At 63.4% G+C, this 18,318-nt stretch carries 17 protein-coding genes; 8 read left to right on the forward strand and 9 right to left on the reverse strand.

Annotation, left to right across the window (positions count from 1 at the left end; all coding sequences use genetic code 11):
* Positions 1–59: 59 nt before the first annotated feature.
* From LD110_RS14015 to LD110_RS14040, 6 genes are all read left to right on the forward strand, one after another.
* Positions 60–1,793: an ABC transporter ATP-binding protein gene (locus LD110_RS14015; RefSeq protein WP_225499439.1), complete on the forward strand. Its 1,734-nt coding sequence runs from the start codon at positions 60–62 to the stop codon at positions 1,791–1,793.
* Positions 1,790–3,901, forward strand: a complete 2,112-nt coding sequence (locus tag LD110_RS14020; protein WP_308012443.1) for an ABC transporter ATP-binding protein — start codon at positions 1,790–1,792, stop codon at positions 3,899–3,901. The genes LD110_RS14015 and LD110_RS14020 overlap by 4 nt, the downstream gene beginning before the upstream one ends.
* An 86-nt stretch (positions 3,902–3,987) precedes the next feature.
* Entirely contained in the window at positions 3,988–4,413 is a 426-nt protein-coding gene (locus LD110_RS14025) for a thioesterase family protein (protein ID WP_225499440.1), read from the forward strand.
* A gap of 66 nt (positions 4,414–4,479) precedes the next feature.
* Positions 4,480–6,729 carry an McrB family protein gene (locus LD110_RS14030; protein WP_225499565.1) on the forward strand — a complete coding sequence of 750 codons (2,250 nt, stop codon included), beginning with the start codon at positions 4,480–4,482 and terminating at the stop codon, positions 6,727–6,729.
* Positions 6,730–6,829: 100 nt separating this feature from the next.
* Positions 6,830–8,020 (forward strand): McrC family protein, encoded by a 1,191-nt coding sequence (locus tag LD110_RS14035; protein ID WP_263855246.1) that lies wholly within the window; start codon positions 6,830–6,832, stop codon positions 8,018–8,020.
* A 135-nt stretch (positions 8,021–8,155) separates the two neighbouring features.
* Entirely contained in the window at positions 8,156–8,398 is a 243-nt protein-coding gene (locus tag LD110_RS14040) for a hypothetical protein (protein ID WP_225499441.1), read from the forward strand.
* On the opposite strand, the gene LD110_RS14045 is transcribed toward LD110_RS14040, so the two are convergent.
* Entirely contained in the window at positions 8,340–8,807 is a 468-nt protein-coding gene (locus LD110_RS14045) for a very short patch repair endonuclease (protein WP_225499442.1), read from the reverse strand. The genes LD110_RS14040 and LD110_RS14045 overlap by 59 nt on opposite strands.
* 9 nt (positions 8,808–8,816) lie before the next feature.
* Positions 8,817–10,484: a cell wall metabolism sensor histidine kinase WalK gene (locus LD110_RS14050; RefSeq protein WP_225499443.1), complete on the reverse strand. Its 1,668-nt coding sequence runs from the start codon at positions 10,482–10,484 to the stop codon at positions 8,817–8,819.
* A 99-nt stretch (positions 10,485–10,583) separates the two neighbouring features.
* On the opposite strand from LD110_RS14050, the gene LD110_RS14055 reads away from it, so the two are divergent.
* Positions 10,584–11,381, forward strand: coding sequence for a response regulator transcription factor (locus tag LD110_RS14055; protein WP_225499444.1), 798 nt, complete (start codon positions 10,584–10,586; stop codon positions 11,379–11,381).
* A gap of 49 nt (positions 11,382–11,430) precedes the next feature.
* On the opposite strand, the gene LD110_RS14060 is transcribed toward LD110_RS14055, so the two are convergent.
* Complete coding sequence (locus LD110_RS14060; RefSeq protein WP_225499567.1) at positions 11,431–11,718, reverse strand: Hpt domain-containing protein; 288 nt, start codon at positions 11,716–11,718, stop codon at positions 11,431–11,433.
* On the opposite strand from LD110_RS14060, the gene LD110_RS14065 reads away from it, so the two are divergent.
* Positions 11,683–11,868: a hypothetical protein gene (locus LD110_RS14065; protein WP_225499570.1), complete on the forward strand. Its 186-nt coding sequence runs from the start codon at positions 11,683–11,685 to the stop codon at positions 11,866–11,868. The genes LD110_RS14060 and LD110_RS14065 overlap by 36 nt on opposite strands.
* Positions 11,869–11,985: 117 nt before the next feature.
* Here the strand turns inward: LD110_RS14065 and LD110_RS14070 are convergent, their stop codons facing one another.
* The 6 genes from LD110_RS14070 to bioB are packed head-to-tail and all read right to left on the reverse strand — an operon-like array spanning position 11,986 to position 18,049.
* Positions 11,986–13,098: a cytochrome P450 gene (locus LD110_RS14070; protein ID WP_225499445.1), complete on the reverse strand. Its 1,113-nt coding sequence runs from the start codon at positions 13,096–13,098 to the stop codon at positions 11,986–11,988.
* On the reverse strand, positions 13,095–14,141 hold the full coding sequence (locus tag LD110_RS14075) for an AAA family ATPase (RefSeq protein ID WP_225499446.1): 1,047 nt from the start codon (positions 14,139–14,141) through the stop codon (positions 13,095–13,097). The genes LD110_RS14070 and LD110_RS14075 overlap by 4 nt, the downstream gene beginning before the upstream one ends.
* Positions 14,138–15,322 carry an 8-amino-7-oxononanoate synthase gene (locus LD110_RS14080; protein WP_225499447.1) on the reverse strand — a complete coding sequence of 395 codons (1,185 nt, stop codon included), beginning with the start codon at positions 15,320–15,322 and terminating at the stop codon, positions 14,138–14,140. The genes LD110_RS14075 and LD110_RS14080 overlap by 4 nt, the downstream gene beginning before the upstream one ends.
* The gene (locus tag LD110_RS14085; RefSeq protein ID WP_225499448.1) at positions 15,319–16,674 is read right to left on the reverse strand and encodes an adenosylmethionine--8-amino-7-oxononanoate transaminase; all 1,356 of its coding nucleotides are present in this window, start codon (positions 16,672–16,674) and stop codon (positions 15,319–15,321) included. Before LD110_RS14085 ends, LD110_RS14080 begins: the two co-directional genes overlap by 4 nt.
* Entirely contained in the window at positions 16,671–16,991 is a 321-nt protein-coding gene (locus tag LD110_RS14090; protein ID WP_225499449.1) for a hypothetical protein, read from the reverse strand. The genes LD110_RS14085 and LD110_RS14090 overlap by 4 nt, the downstream gene beginning before the upstream one ends.
* The gene (gene bioB, locus LD110_RS14095) at positions 16,988–18,049 is read right to left on the reverse strand and encodes a biotin synthase BioB (RefSeq protein ID WP_225499450.1); all 1,062 of its coding nucleotides are present in this window, start codon (positions 18,047–18,049) and stop codon (positions 16,988–16,990) included. Before bioB ends, LD110_RS14090 begins: the two co-directional genes overlap by 4 nt.
* Positions 18,050–18,318: the final 269 nt, after the last annotated feature.

Raw genomic sequence — 18,318 nt, forward strand, 5'->3', positions numbered from 1 at the left:
CTGCTGTTTTGATGTTTCCATCACTTTTTCGCGCTCTGTTTTCTAAGGATTCTCTGGGCATGCTTGTCAAACTCATACGGCAATACTCAAGGCCGTATTTGCCATACATTCTGGCCGTCCTTCTCTTTCAGCTAGCTTCCACAATCGCAACGCTGTACCTGCCCAGCCTCAATGCCAAAATCATTGACGAGGGCGTTGCCCACGGTGACACGGACTACATCTGGCGCACTGGCGCCATAATGCTGGCCGTCGCCCTGGCCCAAATCCTCACCGCCATCGCGGCGGTATATTTCGGTGCCAAAACCGCCATGGCCTTTGGCCGCGACCTCCGTCGCAGTGTTTTCCGCAAGGTGAGCAGTTTCTCGGCCAAGGAAGTGAACCGCTTCGGTGCGCCAACACTGATCACGCGTGGAACCAACGACGTCCAGCAAGTCCAGATGCTGATGCTGATGGGCCTGAACTTCATGGTCTCCACGCCCATCATGTGCATCGGCGGCATCATTATGGCCGTGCGGGAGGACCTGAGCCTCTCTTGGCTGGTGTGGGTATCCGTTCCGGTGTTGGTAGCCGTAGTTGGCTACCTCGTCGTGAGGCTGATGCCGTTGTTCCGCTCCATGCAGGAAAAGATCGACGGGATCAACGGCGTGCTACGGGAGCAGATCATTGGTATCCGGGTTGTCCGTGCCTTTGTGCGCGAGCCCTACGAAGCCAAGCGCTTCGGCAGCGCAAACCAGGACCTCACCAATGTTTCCGTGAAGATCGGCAACCTGTTCGTCTTGATGTTCCCGGCCATCGGCATGATCCTGCACCTATCCACGGCCGCGGTGCTCTGGTTCGGCGGCCAGCGCGTTGACAGTGGAGACATGCAGGTCGGTGCACTAACTGCCTTCCTGCAGTACCTCCTGCAAATCCTCATCGCCGTCATGATGGGCACCTTCATGGCCATGATGATTCCGCGTGCCTCTGTCTGCGCGGACCGCATTGGCGAGGTGCTCGACGTCGAACCGACCATCCACGATCCGGAGAGCCCGGTCGTCCCCGCCCAGCGGCGGGGCCACGTCGAATTCCGCGATGTCACCTTCAAGTACCCCGGTGCGGAGGAGCCTGTCCTCAGCAACATCTCCTTCAGCGCCGAACCCGGCCAGACTTTGGCCATCATCGGATCCACCGGTGCAGGCAAGAGCACGCTGGTGTCGCTGCTGCCGCGGCTTCACGATGTTGCCTCCGGCCAGGTGCTGCTCGACGGCGTCCCGGTCACCGAACTGGACCGCCAAGAAATCACCAAGCGTGTAGCCGCTGTGCCGCAGAAGCCGTACCTGTTCTCCGGGACAATCGAGCACAACCTGCGCTTTGGGAAGACCGACGCCACGGACGAAGAACTCTGGGAAGCCCTGGAGACCGCCCAAGCCAAGGGATTTGTCGCGGAAAAGTCGGCGGGCTTGAACCGGCGCATCGCGCAGGGAGGCACCAACGTGTCCGGTGGCCAGCGGCAGAGGCTTTGCATCGCCCGGGCGCTGGTCACCAAGCCCAAGGTGTACGTGTTTGATGACTCGTTCTCCGCACTGGATGTGGCTACCGATGCACGCCTGCGCCGCGCGCTCAAGGAAAAGACCCGGGACGCCACGGTCATCATCGTCGCCCAGCGGGTCTCCACCATCGCCGATGCGGACCAGATCCTAGTCCTGGACAACGGCCGCATTGTGGACCGCGGCACGCACCAGGAACTCCTGGAAACCTCGCCCACCTATCAGGAAATCGTTGAGTCCCAGCTGACACCGGAGGAAGTGGCATGAGCGGCCAGACAGACGGCCATAACGAGCAGAAGCGCGGTTGGGCTGCCCGGGCGGAAGCGGTAAAGGCCGCCAAGCTTGATGCAGCCAAGGTGTCTGCTGCTGACGAAGCTGCCCTCACAAGCCTCCCGGATGGTGAGGACTTGGAGGAAGAGGAGTACCGGCCCACGGAAGCCGACGGCGGCATGTTCGGCCAAATGCCGGCCAAGAAGGCCAAAGCGTTCGGCCCTTCCGCCAAGCGATTGATGGGCCTGCTGAAGCCCGAGGGGCCCGGCGTCGTCCTGGTGATCGGACTGGTTGTGGTGTCCGTTGTGCTGAACGTTATTGCCCCCAAGGTCCTCGGTAGCGCCATGGACGTGATCTTCGGTGGCATCATTGGCAAGCAACTTCCGGCCGGTGTCACCAAGGAGCAGTTCGCGGAAGGTCTCCGCCAGCAGGGCCAGGACAATTTCGCGGACATGGTCGGCAAAATGGACCTCAGCAACGGGATCGACTTCCCTAAGCTGACCTTCCTGATTTCCATCGTGCTGCTGATGTACTTCGTGGCCAACATCTTCCTGTGGGCCCAGGGCTACATCCTCAACCGCATCGTTATGAAGGTCATCAACAGGCTTCGTAACGATGTCCAGACCAAGCTCAACCACTTGCCGCTGAACTACTTCGACACTCGCCAACGCGGCGACATCCTGTCCCGCGTGACCAACGACGTGGACAATGTCCAGCAAGGCCTCCAGCAGGCGTTCGCCCAGTTGGTCAGCTCGGTCCTGACGGTCCTGGGCATCATCGTGATGATGTTCATCGTGTCCTGGGAGCTGGCACTGATCGCCCTGATCGCACTGCCGCTGTCCGGCATCGTGGCAGGTGTGATCGGCTCCAAGAGCCAGAAGCTCTTTGCCGCCCAGTGGAAGAACACCGGGGCGCTGAACGGCCAGATCGAGGAGTCCTTCTCCGGGCATGACCTGGTGAAGGTCTTTGGTCGGGATGCGGACATGCTCGAGCGCTTCGATGAGCGGAACGAGGAGCTTTACCGGGCTTCCTTCGGTGCGCAGTTCGTCTCCGGTGTGATCTTCCCGGCCATGAACTTCGTCTCCTACCTCAGCTACGTTGGCATCGCCGTGGTGGGTGGCTTGCGCGTGGCCTCCGGTTCCATGAGTCTGGGCGACGCGACGGCGTTCATCCAGTACTCCCGCGAATTCACCCAGCCGCTAGGCCAGATTGCCGGTATGGCAAACATGCTCCAGTCCGGCGTGGCTTCGGCCGAGCGCGTGTTTGAGTTCCTGGACGCGGATGAAGAAGTGCGGGAGAACGCCACTGGCCACCTGCCAGCCCGCACCGATGGCCACGTCGAGTTCAAGCATGTCTCCTTCAGCTACGTGAAGGACCGCCCGCTGATCGAGGACCTGTCCTTCAGTGCAGAGCCCGGCCACACGGTGGCGATCGTCGGGCCTACCGGCGCGGGCAAGACCACGCTGGTGAACCTCGTCATGAGGTTCTACGAGCTCGACGCCGGTCGAATCACCCTTGATGGCGTAGACATCATGGACCTCAGCCGCTCCGAGCTCCGGTCCAAGGTGGGCATGGTCCTCCAGGATGCCTGGCTGTTCGGCGGCACCATCTACGACAACATCCGCTACGGCAACCTGGACGCCACTGAGGAACAGATCATGGCAGCAGCCAAGGCCACCTACGTGGATCGCTTTGTCCGTGCCCTGCCCGACGGATACCAGACGGTCATTGACGAGGAAGGCAACAACGTCAGCGCGGGTGAGAAGCAGCTCATCACCATCGCACGAGCGTTCGTCTCCGATCCCTCCTTGCTGATCCTGGACGAGGCCACCAGCTCTGTGGACACCCGTACTGAGCTTCTTCTCCAGAAGGCCATGGCCGCGCTGCGCACGGACCGCACAAGCTTTGTCATCGCCCACCGTCTGTCCACCATTCGCGATGCCGATACCATCCTGGTTATGGAAGAAGGCAAGATCGTGGAGCAGGGCAACCACACCGAACTCCTTGCCCTCGAAGGGGCGTACTACCGGCTGTACAGGTCCCAGTTCGCCGGTGAGGACGCCGAAGAGGTTGCGGTTGACGATTCGACGGCGGTACACACCTGAGCGCCGTAGACCCGGGGGTCGCCTTGGGCCAGGACGCACCCCTGACCCAGACTGGCCCTTCCGGAAAAGTTACTGTGCAGGTGCCCATGCGTTGGGGCGATATGGACGCCTACGGGCACATCAACAACGTGCAGATCGTACGAATGCTGGAGGAGGCCCGAATCGCCGCGTTCGGGCCTCCCCGCGGTGCCGGCCTGCCCGGGGTCGAGCCGCCCGTGTCACTCTTCAACGAAGTTGGCGAAGGCGTTATGGCCTTGGTGGTGGAGCACAAGGTCCGCTATGTGCGAACACTTGAGTACCGCAACGTCCCTGCCACCGTGGAGATCTGGGTAGGTGCCGTGAAGGGTGCCAGCTTTGACCTTCACTACGTGGTCATGGACCCCATCACGGGTGAGCAGTGCGTGAAGGCCACCACTCATTTGGCGTTCGTGGATGAGGGTTCCGGGCGGGTTCTCCGGTTGACTCCGGAGCAACGCGCGCGGCTGGAGTTGCACCAGGATCATGCTTCCTAGGACGTGGAGCCACTGTTCAGGGAAACCATGTAAGTTAGCTAGGTGACTCCCACCCCAAAGCCTCCCATGCCCCCTGCCGGTCCCACCGTCGGGGCTGCCGCAAGCGCTTCTGGTACGTCAAGGCCTGCCGGTGTCTCCAAGGAGATTGAGGACGCCGCATGGTTCGTCCTGGGGGCGGCGCTTAACGGGAAACCCTCCGCATTTGACGGCCTGACGCCAACGTGGACGGCCGATGCGGCAGAGGAGTTGCTGGAGCGGCTGGAGCGCGGCGTCAAGGACGCCAAGGCGCCCATGATGACCAACCTCCGGCAGAATCTCGACGGCGCCTCCCGCGAGGCGAGGCTCCTGGCCGTCGAGCTGCTCTTCCTGCAGTCGCTCCCGCTGGCACATGAGGTCAAATCGCTGCGGGTCAAGCGAGCCCGTGTGGCTGAGGCGGCGTCATGGATCGAACCTGCCGTGGTGTTGCCGGACGAGCTCTACCAGGGCATGACGGACCACGGCGTGATCAGGGACCGGACGGCCGAATTCAACTGGACCATCTGGGACCACCTGAAGTGGCTTTCGCGCTTTGTCCGTCACGTGGACCAGCAGCCCCCCAAGGTCATTGCCAAGGCACTCAAGGACCCGCTCGCGTTCCATGCCCTTGCGGCAGGAACGCCTGAGGACCAGCCGGCCATCCGACGGAGCATCGAGTATCTGGCCTGGCCCAGTTACTTCGAACCGGTGGTTGCCGACGTCGAACGCCGGGAAATCAGGGACGCCTTCGCGTCCCTGGTGGGCGGCGCCAAGGGCGACACGGAAGAAGACATTACGGCTGACATCCACCGGATCCGGCTGCACCTCGACGAACTGGCCGGTGAGCGCATCGATTGGTACTCCCGCCAACTCGTCAGCCAGTGGCGGAAGGTCGGGGACCCCGGCCGGCGAGCATGGCTGTTGCGGACCCACCAGGACAATGGTGAGTTGCTGGCCACGTGGCAGTCCGAGGAGAAGGCGACCCTCGACGTCGAACATCTCCGTTCGCTGGACGCCGGGGTGACCGCAGGCGCAGTCCAACACGCGGTTGATGAAGACTACAAGCACCTCGGCTACGTGGAGCGCGAGGACACTAAAACGGCGGTCTTCGCATTCCTGAGCGTCATGAAACCGGGCGACCTGGCCCTATACCAGCACGGCGGCACGGTGCGGATTGGTGTTGTCCTGGGCGAACCCGAACAGAACGACCGCAGGCTGCGCCGCAAGGTGCGCTGGCTGGACGAGGCCCATACCAGCACCGAACTTCCCCGGCACGTGCAGCGGCAGCTGTCCACGCCCGGGATCATCGTGGATGTCACTAAAGTCATTTCCGCGTTGCAGGCACTGTTGCCCCCGGAAGCCGAAGCGGACGCAGAGGATGAAGCCGCGCCGGAGACGGTTGCGATCCCGCTGATCCAGGGTTTCCGCCCTCTCACGGAAGAATTCGCGGCGAGCCTGCATATGCAGCTGGAGCCACTGCAGGAGATCGCCGGGCTCCTTCAGGAGAACCGTCAGGTGGTCCTGTACGGCCCTCCCGGCACCGGCAAGACGTACCTGGCTAAGCATCTGGCCGCTGAGCTGGCGGCCGATAGCACCGACGAGCGCGTGAAGCTCGTTCAGTTCCACCCGTCCTACGCCTATGAGGACTTCTTCGAGGGCTACCGACCGGACAAGACCGACGACGGCCAAGTGTCGTTCAAGCTGGTCGCCGGTCCGCTGCGGAGGCTCGCCGAGGAGGCCGCCAAGCCGGAGAATGCCAGCAAGCCCTATTTCCTGATCATCGACGAGATGAACCGGGCCAACCTGGCCAAGGTCTTCGGCGAGCTGTACTTCCTGCTCGAATACCGGGACGACCGGATCTACCTGCAGTACAGCCCCAACGAGCCCTTCAGCCTGCCGGACAACCTCTACATCATTGGCACCATGAACACGGCGGACCGTTCCATCGCCATGATGGACGCCGCCATCCGTCGCCGCTTCGCTTTTATTGAACTGCACCCGCAGACGGAGCCGGTGCGTGGTTCCCTGCGGCGATTCCTCGAGGCCCGCGGCTTGGACAGCCTCAATGCCGACCTCCTCGACGAGCTGAACAATTCTATTGACGAGTGGGACCGGGACCTGATGATCGGCCCGTCATACTTTATGAAGTCCGCTGCCCACACCCCTTCCGGCCTGCGCAGGATTTGGAAGTACGAGCTGATGCCACTGCTGGAGGAGCACTACCACGGCCAGTTGAACCGCGCGCAGCTGGAGGAACGCTTCGGCCTGGACCAGCTGCTGGAGCGACTTGGGCGCCGTTAGGCCTCCACGAGCTGTTGGCGGTCAGCGTCCTGCCGGCGCCTCCCAATCCGGGGGCGGGCGCCAGTCCACCGGCGGACAATCGACCGTCCGGCACATCGTCTTGGACGAGGCTTCCCGTGGTGTGGTGGAGCGGCTGGATCCTGCAACGGCCGCCATCCTCAACACGAGCGGCCTGGTTTCCGCGTCCCCGATGGGCATGGGCCTGTACCGCATCGAGCCTGTCGGCAAGGTGGGCTCCGTCCGCACGTCCACCGTGCAGCTCGATGTGCGCCCCAAAGGCCGCCTGGGGCTTTCCCGCCTGCTGTTCCTTCTCAGCTATGCAGGAGAGCAGGGCTTCCGTGACCAGCCGGTTGACGCCGTCGAGCATGAAGACTTGTGGAGCGCCCTGGCCGAGTCCTTAGCCCAACTGGCTGAGCGGGCGCTGGGCCGCGGCGTGCTGCAGGGTTACCGGACCGTGGACGAGTCGCTGCGGACCGTCAAAGGCCGCATCCGGATTTCGGAGCAGATCTCCCGACGTCCCGGCCTGTTGGTTCCGCTGGAAGTGTCCTACGACGAGTTCATGGAGGACATCCCGGAAAATCAGATCCTGCGGGCCGCACTGGAACGCATGGGCCGGGTGCCCGGCGTCCGCACGGATGTCCTGAGCCGCCTGCGGCAGCTCACCGGAAAGCTCGACGCCGTCACCCGCCTTCAGCAGGGAGCGCCCCTTCCCGCGTGGCGGGCCAGCAGGATGAATCTCCGCTACCACCCTGCCCTCAGGCTGGCGGAGGTGATCCTCCGGAACGCTTCGGCGGAGTCCGGTGAAGGCCTCCAGCAGTCCGCGGCCTTTGTTGTGGATATGGGCAAGGTGTTCGAGGACTTTGTGGGTGCTGCCCTGCGCCACGCTCTTGCTGCCTTCCCTGGTGAGTTGCGCCTGCAATACGGAGCACTCCTCAACGAAGCCGTGCGGGATTCCGATCGTTTGACGGTCCGGCCGGATGCCGTGCATTTCCTGGGTGGTCGGCCTGTGGTGGTGTACGACACCAACTACAACGCGGGCAGCGACGCCGGAGCAACCCTGGACGCGGACCATTACCAGATGCTGGCGTACTGTACGGCGTTGCAGGTTCCGACAGCCTGGCTGGTCTATGCGGGGCAAGGGGAAATGAAACTGCGGCGCATGCTCAATACGGATATCGACATCATCGAGTACCCTTTGGACCTGTCCCTGCCGCCATCACAGCTGCTGGCCCAAGTGGCCGATTTGGCCGAACAATCGTGGGGGGAAGTGCTCCGCGCCGCACGGGGTTAAGTGGAATTCACCGGTACTGGCGGGTGCAGGCCTCGGCTGGCGGACCGCCTACGGTGGATGCCTGTTCAGGGGTGGCAGCATCCACTAGCCTGAGGACAGACCCACTGTCCTGCAGCAGCCAGAGGAGGCCGTGCCATGGGTGGAAAGATGCGTCGTCAGAAGAAGACCTGGAAGGACATGACCCAGGGCCAGCGGATCGCCACCATCGTGATCGGCTCGATTCAGATTGCGCTCTTCGCCGCGGCGCAGCGCAGCATCTCGAAAACCCCGGCCAGCAGGATCCGCGGCAGCAAGGCGATGTGGCGGGCTGCGTCGTTCATCAATACGCTCGGTCCGTTGAGCTACTTTGTGTTCGGCCGCCGTCGAGAAACTGTGTGAGTTCTTCCTCTAGTTGGGATTGGTTGCGGAGTTCGCATTCCCAGACGGTGAGGACTTCCCAGCCTGCTTCTCGCAACTGCTTCCGTTGAAGCACGTCCCGTTCCAGGGTTCGTGTGCGCTTCGCTGACCAGAATTCGGCATTCGCAGCCGGGGCATGCTGTCCTGCCTTGCAATCGTGCGAATGCCAAAAGCAGCCGTTGATGAAGATGACTTTGCGTCGTCCAGCGAATACCAGATCCGGGTTGCCGGGGAGCCGACCCCCGGCAGCCTGGCCGTGGAGGCGGTAGCGGTAGCCCTTGGCGTGCAGGAGCTTACGGACCAGCAATTCGGGTTTGGTGTTTTTGCCCCGGATCCTGGACATGTTCCGGCTGCGCTGCTCCGGTGTGAGGGTGTCCCGGCTCTCGGCCATGGATCCAGTCTAGGCAGGAACGGTAAACGTGAACGTCGTCCCGTGGCCGGGTTTGCTGTCGAGCGAAATGTTGCCGCCGTGGGCCTCGATGATTGCCTTGGTGATGGGAAGTCCCAGGCCCACGCCGGGGATCTTGGAGTTTCGCACGCGGCCGGCGCGGAAGAACTTGGTGAAGGCTTCGGCTTGGTCCTTTTCGTCCATGCCGATGCCGCTGTCGGCTACTTGGCAGACCACTTTTCCGTCCTCCGCCCTAAGGGTCACGGTGACGTCGCCGCCGTATGGGGAGTACTTGATGGCGTTGGAGATGAGATTGTCCAGGACTTGCCCTATCCGGCTGGGGTCAACGTGTGCTTCCAAGCGCTCGGGTGCCGAAACGAGAAGCCGCACGCCGCCGTCGTCCGCTTTGGGGCGCGCAGAATCCACGCTGTTCCTGACAAGATCGGTGACATTGACTGCGTGCGGTAACACCATCACTTGGCCCGCACGTGTGGATAGCAGGTCGGTGACCAGGCTCAGCAGCCGCTCGGCGTTGCGTCGGATGATCCATAACTGCTCCAGGACGTCTCCGGGGATCTCATCCTGTTCTTCGAGCATCAAGTTGATGTAGCCAAGGATGGAGGTGAGCGGCGTGCGGAACTCGTGGGACACGTTGGCCACGAAATCGTCCTTGGCCGCCAACGCATTCACCAGCTCGGTGACGTCGCTGAAGACGATCACCGAGCCGGCAAAGTTGCCGTGCGTGTCCTTGATGGAGCGGGCGCTGGTGGTGATGGCTCGTTGGGCGGGTCCCTGTCCCAGCCAGACCAGGTAGTCCGTGAATTCTTGCCCGAGCACGGCTCGCCGGACGGGCCTCTCCTCCGGCGGAACAGGGGTGGTACGGTCCAGGTCGAACACTAGGAGTTGGGATTCGTTGGGGTCGTCGATTTCCTGCGGTGAGGCCAGTTCATGGTTCTTGCGTTGCTTGCGGTTCATCAGGACGTCGTGGCCATCGGCGTCTACGGCCAGGACACCCAGGTGGACTGTTTCCAGGACTGTGTTGAGCAGCTGACGCTGTTGCTGGCTTTCGGAGAGGGCTTTTTCGAGTTGCTCGTCCCGTGACTCCAGGTCACGCTGCTGCTGCATCATGCTTTGGGTCAGGACACTCACGGACACGCCGATGCCCAGCATCATGATCGGCAGGAGCAGGGAGCGGGAGAGGTCCTGGGGCGTGACGGATCCGTGGACGAACAGCGGGATCCAGATGATGGCCAAGGGGGCGAAGAAGGAAGCGGCAATGGCCAAGCGTGGATACAGTCCAGAGGCACAAAGCCAGATGATGGGAAGCACAGCCATGAGACTGATGCCCGTCAAGGCATCCGAGCCACCTTCACGGCCAATACTGATGGAGACCAGGTCCAGGATCGGAATGGACAGGAAGCTCGGATAGGGTAAACGATCCCAGGGAACGGCGTAGCACAGGACCAGGGCCAGCGCTTGCAGCACCAGGAAACTGATGAACAGAATGTTGGACATGGTGGCCGGAAAGAAAGCCGCCACCAGGAGTGCCGTGATGCCCGTGGTGACCGTTAGCGGGAGCTGGCTCAGCACCACTCGCTGGGTGAGAGTGTATTCGTGGAAGGCCCGGCGGAAGAACAGAACCTTGCCTGAACCTATGTTCCAATCAACTGGTACCTTCATCGGCCCCATTCCGACATTTATTAAGCCCGCTGATCATACGAGCAGGATACCTGCCTGCGGATATACTGCTACGAGGTGAGCGGGCTGAGGGGGCTAGCGATGAGCGAATCACGTGTTGGTCTAGTCATTGAAGACGACCACGATATCCGCGAACTGGTGCGTGTGGTTCTCACACAGGCGGGTTTCGAAGTTCACGTGGCCACCACTGGGTCCGCCGGTGTCGCCGCCGCCCGTGCGCTGGACCCCACCGTTATCACCCTGGATTTGGGCCTGCCGGACATCGATGGCTATGAAGTTGCACGTCAGGTGAGGCAGTTCTCCGACGCGTACATCGTGATGCTGACGGCCCGGGCGGAGGAACTGGACACGCTGATCGGCCTTGAGTCCGGCGCCGACGACTACCTCACCAAGCCATTCCGTCCCCGCGAGCTGCGGGCGCGCGTGGCGGCCATGATGCGGCGCCCGCGTGGCGGTGGCGCTGCGGATCCCGCCCCCAAGGCAGGGGGTTCCGACGCCGGTCCTGAGCATGAGGGCAACTCGCTGTACAAGCACAACGGCTTGGAATTTAACTACGACACGCGTTCCGTTTCCGTGGACGGCGAGGATCTGCAGCTGACTCGAACAGAGTTCGATCTGCTGTACGCCCTACTCCAGGCCGGAAGGGTAGTGCGCACCAAGGCAGATCTGGTGCGCAGGCTTCGCAACGAGCCTTACGACGTTGGTACTTACACGAGTGAGGCAGACGAGCGGTCCATCGAGGTCCACATGGGCAACCTGCGCCGGAAGCTCGGAGACACGGCACAGAATCCCCGTTGGCTGCAGACAGTCCGTGGGGTGGGCTACCGTTTGGCACCCGCGCAGAACGCATCAACGCAGAAGCCCCAGCGGGAGAGCTAGCCGCAACGGTTAGGCTGCTGGCCGGCGTACTTGCCGCCAAGACCGGGCGTTAGGCTGCGGGCTCCTGCATGAATTGCTCCACCGTTTCATGGCTGCATTGGTCTATCAGGTCCCAGAGCTGATCGTGCTCACAGAGACGGGGTAGCTCCGTGCTGTGTTCACTTTCCGGAATCGTTCGAAGTTGTGTTTCAAGTTCAGAGGCGAGGGAGCCCAAGCACACTGCGCCCACCATTCGGCTGGATGTTTTGAGGCTGAGGACCGCATCCATGGCGGCGTGGGAATCTGCGGAACAAAGAGCGCTGTGAAGCCTATTGATACGGACGGGCAATTGATGCACATAATTGCTGAGGAAAGTGTCCGTGTAGTCGGCGTCGATTCCGAGATCGTCACGCAGGCGGCGGAGGACCCTCCGGTCAACCAGGGGGAGCCGACCACCACAGGTTTGTCCCACGGCACCGCCTCCCACTCACTAAACTGGACCGATTGATCATTCGATTCCCAGCCACGGTCGAAGACCCTTCATCACAGGTTAAGTCCATTTGGTGTCGGTAGGTTCACAATCAGCTCAATATTGAGCGAATCTTGAGCGGTGCTTAGCCTCGTGTTATTGGCCCGTCACGAGTACTATTTGCGGAGCCTGAAATGAGAGTAGACGCAACCATTCAGGAACCTCCCCGGCCAACCGTGCTTGCTGTATTGCGGCGGCTGCTTCTTGAATTACGACGGCGGCCTCAAGCTCCGCGAGTTTGGCCCCGAGGCAGCGGTGGACACCCGAACCAAAGGCGAGGCTATAGTCGGTGGCCCGTGTTCCGCCGTCGGGCGTTTTGTGGTTCCCGGTCAGCTCCAGCAGGATTTCCGCTCCGGCGGGAATCAGCTCGCCGTTGAGGTGCGTGTCCCGCGCTGCGACGCGCCGCCAGGTGGGGACGGAGGATTCTCCGGCCAGCACGTGCCGCACTGCGGCGCGTGCCGGGCCCTGTGCCGCTGCGTCCTGCCATGTCACAGGGCAGTTCCCCTCGGCGAGGCGGTACAGAACAGTGCTGATGAGCTGGGTGGTAGTTTCTTGTCCAGCGATTAGCAGGAAATAGCCCAACGAGCAGATTTCCGGAAGTGTTAGCCCGTGCTGATCCAGGGCGGCGAAGAGGTTTCGTTCCTGGGATTGCGTGCAGCGCCGCACCAGGCCCCTCAACCAGTCGTAGAACTCCGCCGCGCTGTGGGCGAGCTCGAGTTGACGTTCCGGCTCGGGCCAACCCCAGAAGAGTTCCAAGGAATCCACGCTCCACGCCTTCAAAGCAAGAAGTTCATCGTGGCTGATGCTGACTCCCAGGAGTTCCAGCATGATCTGAGCGGGAGGTAGGGCGGCCACCGCGTTCACGAGTTCCACGGTGCCGGTGGCCTCAAGCTCCAGGGCAGCAGCGTGAGCGGCTTTACGCGCAAGTTCACGGATGCGCGGCTCAATCGCCTGGACCGTGGCAGGGGTGAAGAACCCGGCAACCACTTTCCGGATCCCTGGATGAGTCGGGGAATCGTTGCTGGCAAGGATGGGCGGCAGGGCGAAGGCGGCCTTTTGGAGGACCCGGAGCGAGCGCCCGCTGAGCGGGGTGACGGCCACCAGTGCGTTGGCTGGGCTGAAGTCGTCGGGTCGGTGGAGGACGTCCCGGACTACTTTGGGGTCGCGCACCACGTGGAATGGGGCTGTGTGGTTCATGGTGCGGCTCATGCGGTGGCTCCTGCTGGGATGGCGGGTTCCGGACTGGATGTGACTTCCGTTGCTAGCGCTCCAAGCCAGTCTTTGGCTTGGGCCTGGAAGTTGTCCGGCGGCAGCTGGCTTGCTCCGGCAGGGATGGCGCCGAGCATTGCGGTCATGCCGTGTCCTGGCAGCTGGCCGCGGCCGAAGATGGCTAGGTTGTCGAGTTCTGCTGGTCCCGGATGGTCCTGTGTGGATCCCACAACCAGCCCGAGAACCGGCAGTCCGCGATGCGCCAAAGCTTCCATCGTCAGCGAAGTGTGGTTCAGTGTCCCGAGGCCGGCGCGTGCCACCACAACGAATCCAAGTTCCGCGCCACGTCCCATCAGCTCCAGCGCCAGGTCGGCCAGCGTCCCTCCGTCCTGATCGAGCTCCACCAGAAGGCCGCCTGCTCCTTCCACCAAAACATGGTCATGGCTCGTGGCCAGTTCCGTGATCCGTGCGATGTGATCCGTGACAGAGGGCAGTGTGACACCGTCGACGGCGGCAGCCGCCTTGGGTGCCAGCGGCTCCTGGAGTACGGAGCCGGCCTCGGACGTTAGCGCTCCGGACAGTCGGGTGATCTCCGCGATGTCCGAGTCACCGATCGCGGCACCGGTTTGGCAGGGCTTATAGATAGCGACCCTGCCGGGGCTGGCGGCGTTGGGGTAGTCGCCGCGCAGAGGGGCTGCGTTGGGGGCGGCGTTGGGGTGGCCGCCGGAGAGGTTGGCTGTGTTGGGGTGGTCGCCGGAGAGGCTGGCTGTGTTGGGGGCGGCGTTGGCGTGGTGGCCGGGGAGGCTGGCTGTGTTGGGGGCGGCGTTGGCGTGGTTGCCGGAGAGGCTGGCTGCGTTGGCGTGGTGGCCGGAGAGGCTGGCTGTGTTGGGGGCGGGGCTGTGCGCGGCGGCGCGGTTCACGCCGTCGTTCGGGTTTGGTGTTCTCAGGGGCGCGGAGAGCACCGAGGCGAGTGCCGCCGTCGTGATGGTTTTTCCGACGCCGGTGTCGGTGCCTGTGATCATGATGATCGAAGGGAGGTTCATAGGTTTCCTTGGATAGCCGTTATGTCAGCACGCTGAGTGACCGCCAGGATCTGGCCAAGCACGGCGCAGGCGCGATCGATGTCGCGGGGTGTGAGCCCCGCGTGGGCGGTGAGTCGGAGGCGGGAGATACCGTCGGGGACTGATGGCGGACGGAAACAGCCAATCCGCACGTTTGCTGCAGCCGCTGCCGCCGCGGCACTTGCGGTACCTGCCGGCGTCGGCATCGGGATGGACAGCACCGCACCGGCGCATTCAGGGCCGTTCTGTGCACCCAAGCGTTCGGCGAGCTCCACGGCGTTTGCCCTAACTGCCTCGGCACGCCACGGTTCGTCCCTTACGATGTCGACCGCTGCCAGTGCCGCGGCTGTTGCCGGAGGGGCCAGGGCGGTGTCGAAAATGAATCCACGCGCCCGGTTGAGGAGATGCTCACGGATCAGGCTGCTGCCCAGGACTACGCCGCCCTGGCTCCCAAGGGCCTTGGACAGCGTCGCCGTCACCAGCACATGTGGATTCCCCGCCAGCGACGTGGCTGCCACGGATCCATGCCCCAGCGACCCCCCGCTGCCCGAGACTCCCAGGCTGTGCGCCTCATCCACCAGCAGCATCGCGTCATGCGCTTCCGCCGCGTCCAGGAGTTCCGGCAGAGGGGCCGCGTCGCCGCCCACACTATAGATGGATTCGACGGCGACCAGCGCCCGCGGTTCGGTGCGCTCCTCGAGGTGACGGACGACGTCGTTCACGTCGTTGTGCGCGAACGTCACCACGCGGGATCGGCTCAGCCGACAGCCATCGACGAGTGAGGCGTGCGCGTGCTCGTCGAGAAGAATCAGGGTGCCGGGGCCGCCGAGGGCCATCACTGCGCCCATGTTTGCCAGGTAGCCCGAGGAGAACACGAGGGCGGATTCCATGTCGATCATGGCGGCCAACGCTGCTTCGAGTTGCACGTGCATCTCCGTCGTACCCGCAACCAGGCGGGAGGCAGTGGCGCCGGTGCCCCATTGCTTGGCTGCTTTGGCGGCGGCCTCCGCCAAGCGGGGATCGCGGGCGAGGCCGAGGTAGTCGTTCGACGCGAGGTCGATGGCTGCGCTGTTTGCCTGCCGGGCCTGTGGTCGCCGGACCCATCCCCGGCGCTCGCGGACCGTGGCTTGCTGTTCCAGCCACCGGGTCATGGAATGGCTCATGGCGCGCCGTGCACTTCCGCCACCGCAGCCACCATCCCAGCCGTGATCTGCTCGATCTCCGCTGATCTGGTGATGTAGGGCGGCATGGTGTAGACGAGGTTGCGGAAGGGTCGGATCCAGACGCCGTGACCGATCGCTGCTCGGGTGATGGCTGGGACGTCCACGTCGTGCGCCAGTTCGATGACGCCTACCGCGCCGATGGTCCGGACGTCTTTAACTGCGTTGAGGCTACGGGCTGTTGCGAGTCCATTGGCGAGGCCGTACTCGATCCGCGCGACATCCTCCCGCCACGCCCCGCCGTCCAGGATGCTGAGGCTCGCGTTGGCCACCGAGCAGGCCAGTGGGTTGGCCATGAACGTTGGTCCGTGCAGCAACGCGCCGGCGCCTTGCTTGGATACGGTACGGGCAATATCACCGGTGCAGAGCATGGCAGCGAGTGTGAGGTAGCCGCCGGTAAGCGCCTTGCCGACGCACATGATGTCCGGGACCACGCCAGCGTGTTCAGCAGCGAACATTTCCCCGGTGCGGCCGAAGCCGGTGGCGATCTCGTCCAGAATGAGGAGGAGCCCGTGCCGGTCGGCTATTTCCCTTAGGATGCTTAGGCATTCCGCGGGGTAAGCGAACATCCCGCCGGCGCCCTGCAGAATGGGTTCTGCGATGATTGCGGCGAGCTCGTTTTCGTTTTCTGCCGCGAGTGTTTCCACCGCCTGCCGCCATTGCAGTATGGCCTCGGCATCTGCTGGCACGGCGGGCGGGCGCGGGGCGAAGACGTTCTTGGCGAGCAGGCCTTGGAAGGCCGAATGCATTCCGTCCACGGGGTCGCACACGGACATGGCACCCGTGGTGTCCCCGTGATAACCGCCGCGCAGGGCCAGGAATTTCTGCCTCCCGGGTCTCCCGACGGCTGATTGGTACTGGACCGCGAGTTTCAGCGCCACTTCCACGGACACAGACCCCGAGTCCGCCAGGAAGACGCGCTCAAGAGCCGGGCGGTCCGGGGACGACGGCGCCATCGCGGTTAGCCGCTCCGCAAGTTCGACGGCGGGCTGATGGGTTAGGCCGCCGAACATCACGTGGCTGAAACTCGCCAACTGCCGCTTGGCTGCCGCGTCCAGGAGAGGGTTGCGGTAACCGTGGATGACGGACCACCAGGAGGACATGGCGTCAAGGACATGGTGTGCTTTGGCGGGGGTGTCGCTGCTGTGGCCACGGAGGGTGAGCGTCGCGCCCTGGGCGTCCACCACCTCCCACAGGGGAAGGGTGTCCGACGCCGGGGCGTACGGATGCCACAAGCATGCCCGGTCCCGGTCCACGACATTGGGCTTCGCTTTGCCTGCTGGGGTGCCGTTCACGACGTCAGTGCTCCATGCCGTGAACACTCCGCCGTCCAGCCGAGCGGCGTGACTTGCACCTTCATGCGGCGCCGACACTGCCGGCAGTACCGCGGCGGCTCCATCTTCAGCCGCTCCCGGCACGCTCGGTGAGGCTCGTGGGTGGCGTTGCCGGCGTCCGTTTGCTGAGTGGCAGACGTCGGGTGGGTGTCCGGCGTCGGGTGGGTGTCCGGCGTCGGGTGGGTGTCCGGCGTGGGGTGGGTGTCCGACGTCGGGCCCTCCGGTTCGCCGCACAGGCCGCAGTACGCGGCCGTTTCGCCGAGTAGCTGGCTGCTCATAGCGTTTTCTGGAGTTCCTTGATGGGCATGTTCAGCTCGACCAGCAGGTTCAGGTCGGCTGTCGCGGGCCGGCCCAAGGTAGTGAGGTAGTTGCCCACGATGACGGCGTTGATGCCGCCCAGGAGGCCTTCGCGAGTGCCAAGGTCTCCGAGGGTGAGTTCGCGACCGCCAGCGTAGCGGAGGACGGTGCGGGGCATGGCGAGACGGAAGGCGGCGATTGCGCGAAGGGCGTCCTTCCCCTCCATGATCGGCTGGTCCTGCAGTGGGGTGCCGGGTCGCGGGTTCAGGAAGTTGAGGGGAACTTCGTGCGGTTCAAGAGCGGCTAATTGGGCTGCGAGTTCGGCGCGCTGCTCCACGGATTCGCCCATGCCGATCAGGGCGCCGCAGCACAGCTCCATGCCGGCGTCCTTGACCATCTGGCAGGTTTCGAGCCGCTCCTCGTAGGTGTGAGTGGTGACCACCTCACGGAAAAAGCTTCGGGCGGTCTCCAGGTTGTGGTTGTAGCGGTGGACACCCCACTCAGCCAACTGGTCCACCTGCCGCTGGGTGAGCATTCCCAGCGAACACGCGATGTTGATGTCCACTTCTTCGTTGATGCGGTCGATCGCGAACTTGATCTGGTTCATGAGCTTGATGTCCGGCCCGCGGACGGCTGCGACGATGCAGAATTCGGTGGCGCCGGTTGCCGCGGTTTCTTTGGCGGCCTTCACCAATTCGGGGATGTCCAGCCAGACGCCGCGGACAGGGGAGTCGAACAGGCCTGATTGGCTGCAGAAGTGGCAGTCCTCGGGGCAGCCTCCCGTCTTGATGGAGATGATGCCCTCCACTTCGACTTCCTCGCCGCAATGCCTGACGCGGACCTCGTGGGCCAGTTGGAGTGCGGCCGGGATGGCCTCCTCCGGGAGCGTCAGGATTTCGAGAAGCTGGGCTTCGTTGAGGCCTTCGCCACCCTCCAGCACCTGCTCGCGGGCGATGTCCAAGATGGCGTAAGCGGTGGATTCGGCTGATTCGGCCGTTTGTGTGCTGCCTGATTCAGCGGCTTCGGTCAAGGTGGTCATCTTTGTTCCTCCAAGATTGTTGCCTCCACGTGCGTGCGACGGGATTTCCGGGGTCTGTCCGGGCTCCTTCCCGACGGTATATGGGCGCGGACGGGGCGTTTTTGTGCGGTGCCTACAAAGGAGGAGCGGTGGCTTTTGGTCACTTATTGCAGGCCTGCTCTGAGCGTGAGGCGGCATTTCCGGCGCCCAGGGCCGGGAAGTTACAGGCCAGAAACACGGCCGGAATACCCCGGTTGCCTGCCGTCGGTAGCGTCGAGGGCGGTTTGTTC

Source organism: Arthrobacter sp. M4 (assembly GCF_020251205.1).
GTDB lineage: Bacteria > Actinomycetota > Actinomycetes > Actinomycetales > Micrococcaceae > Arthrobacter.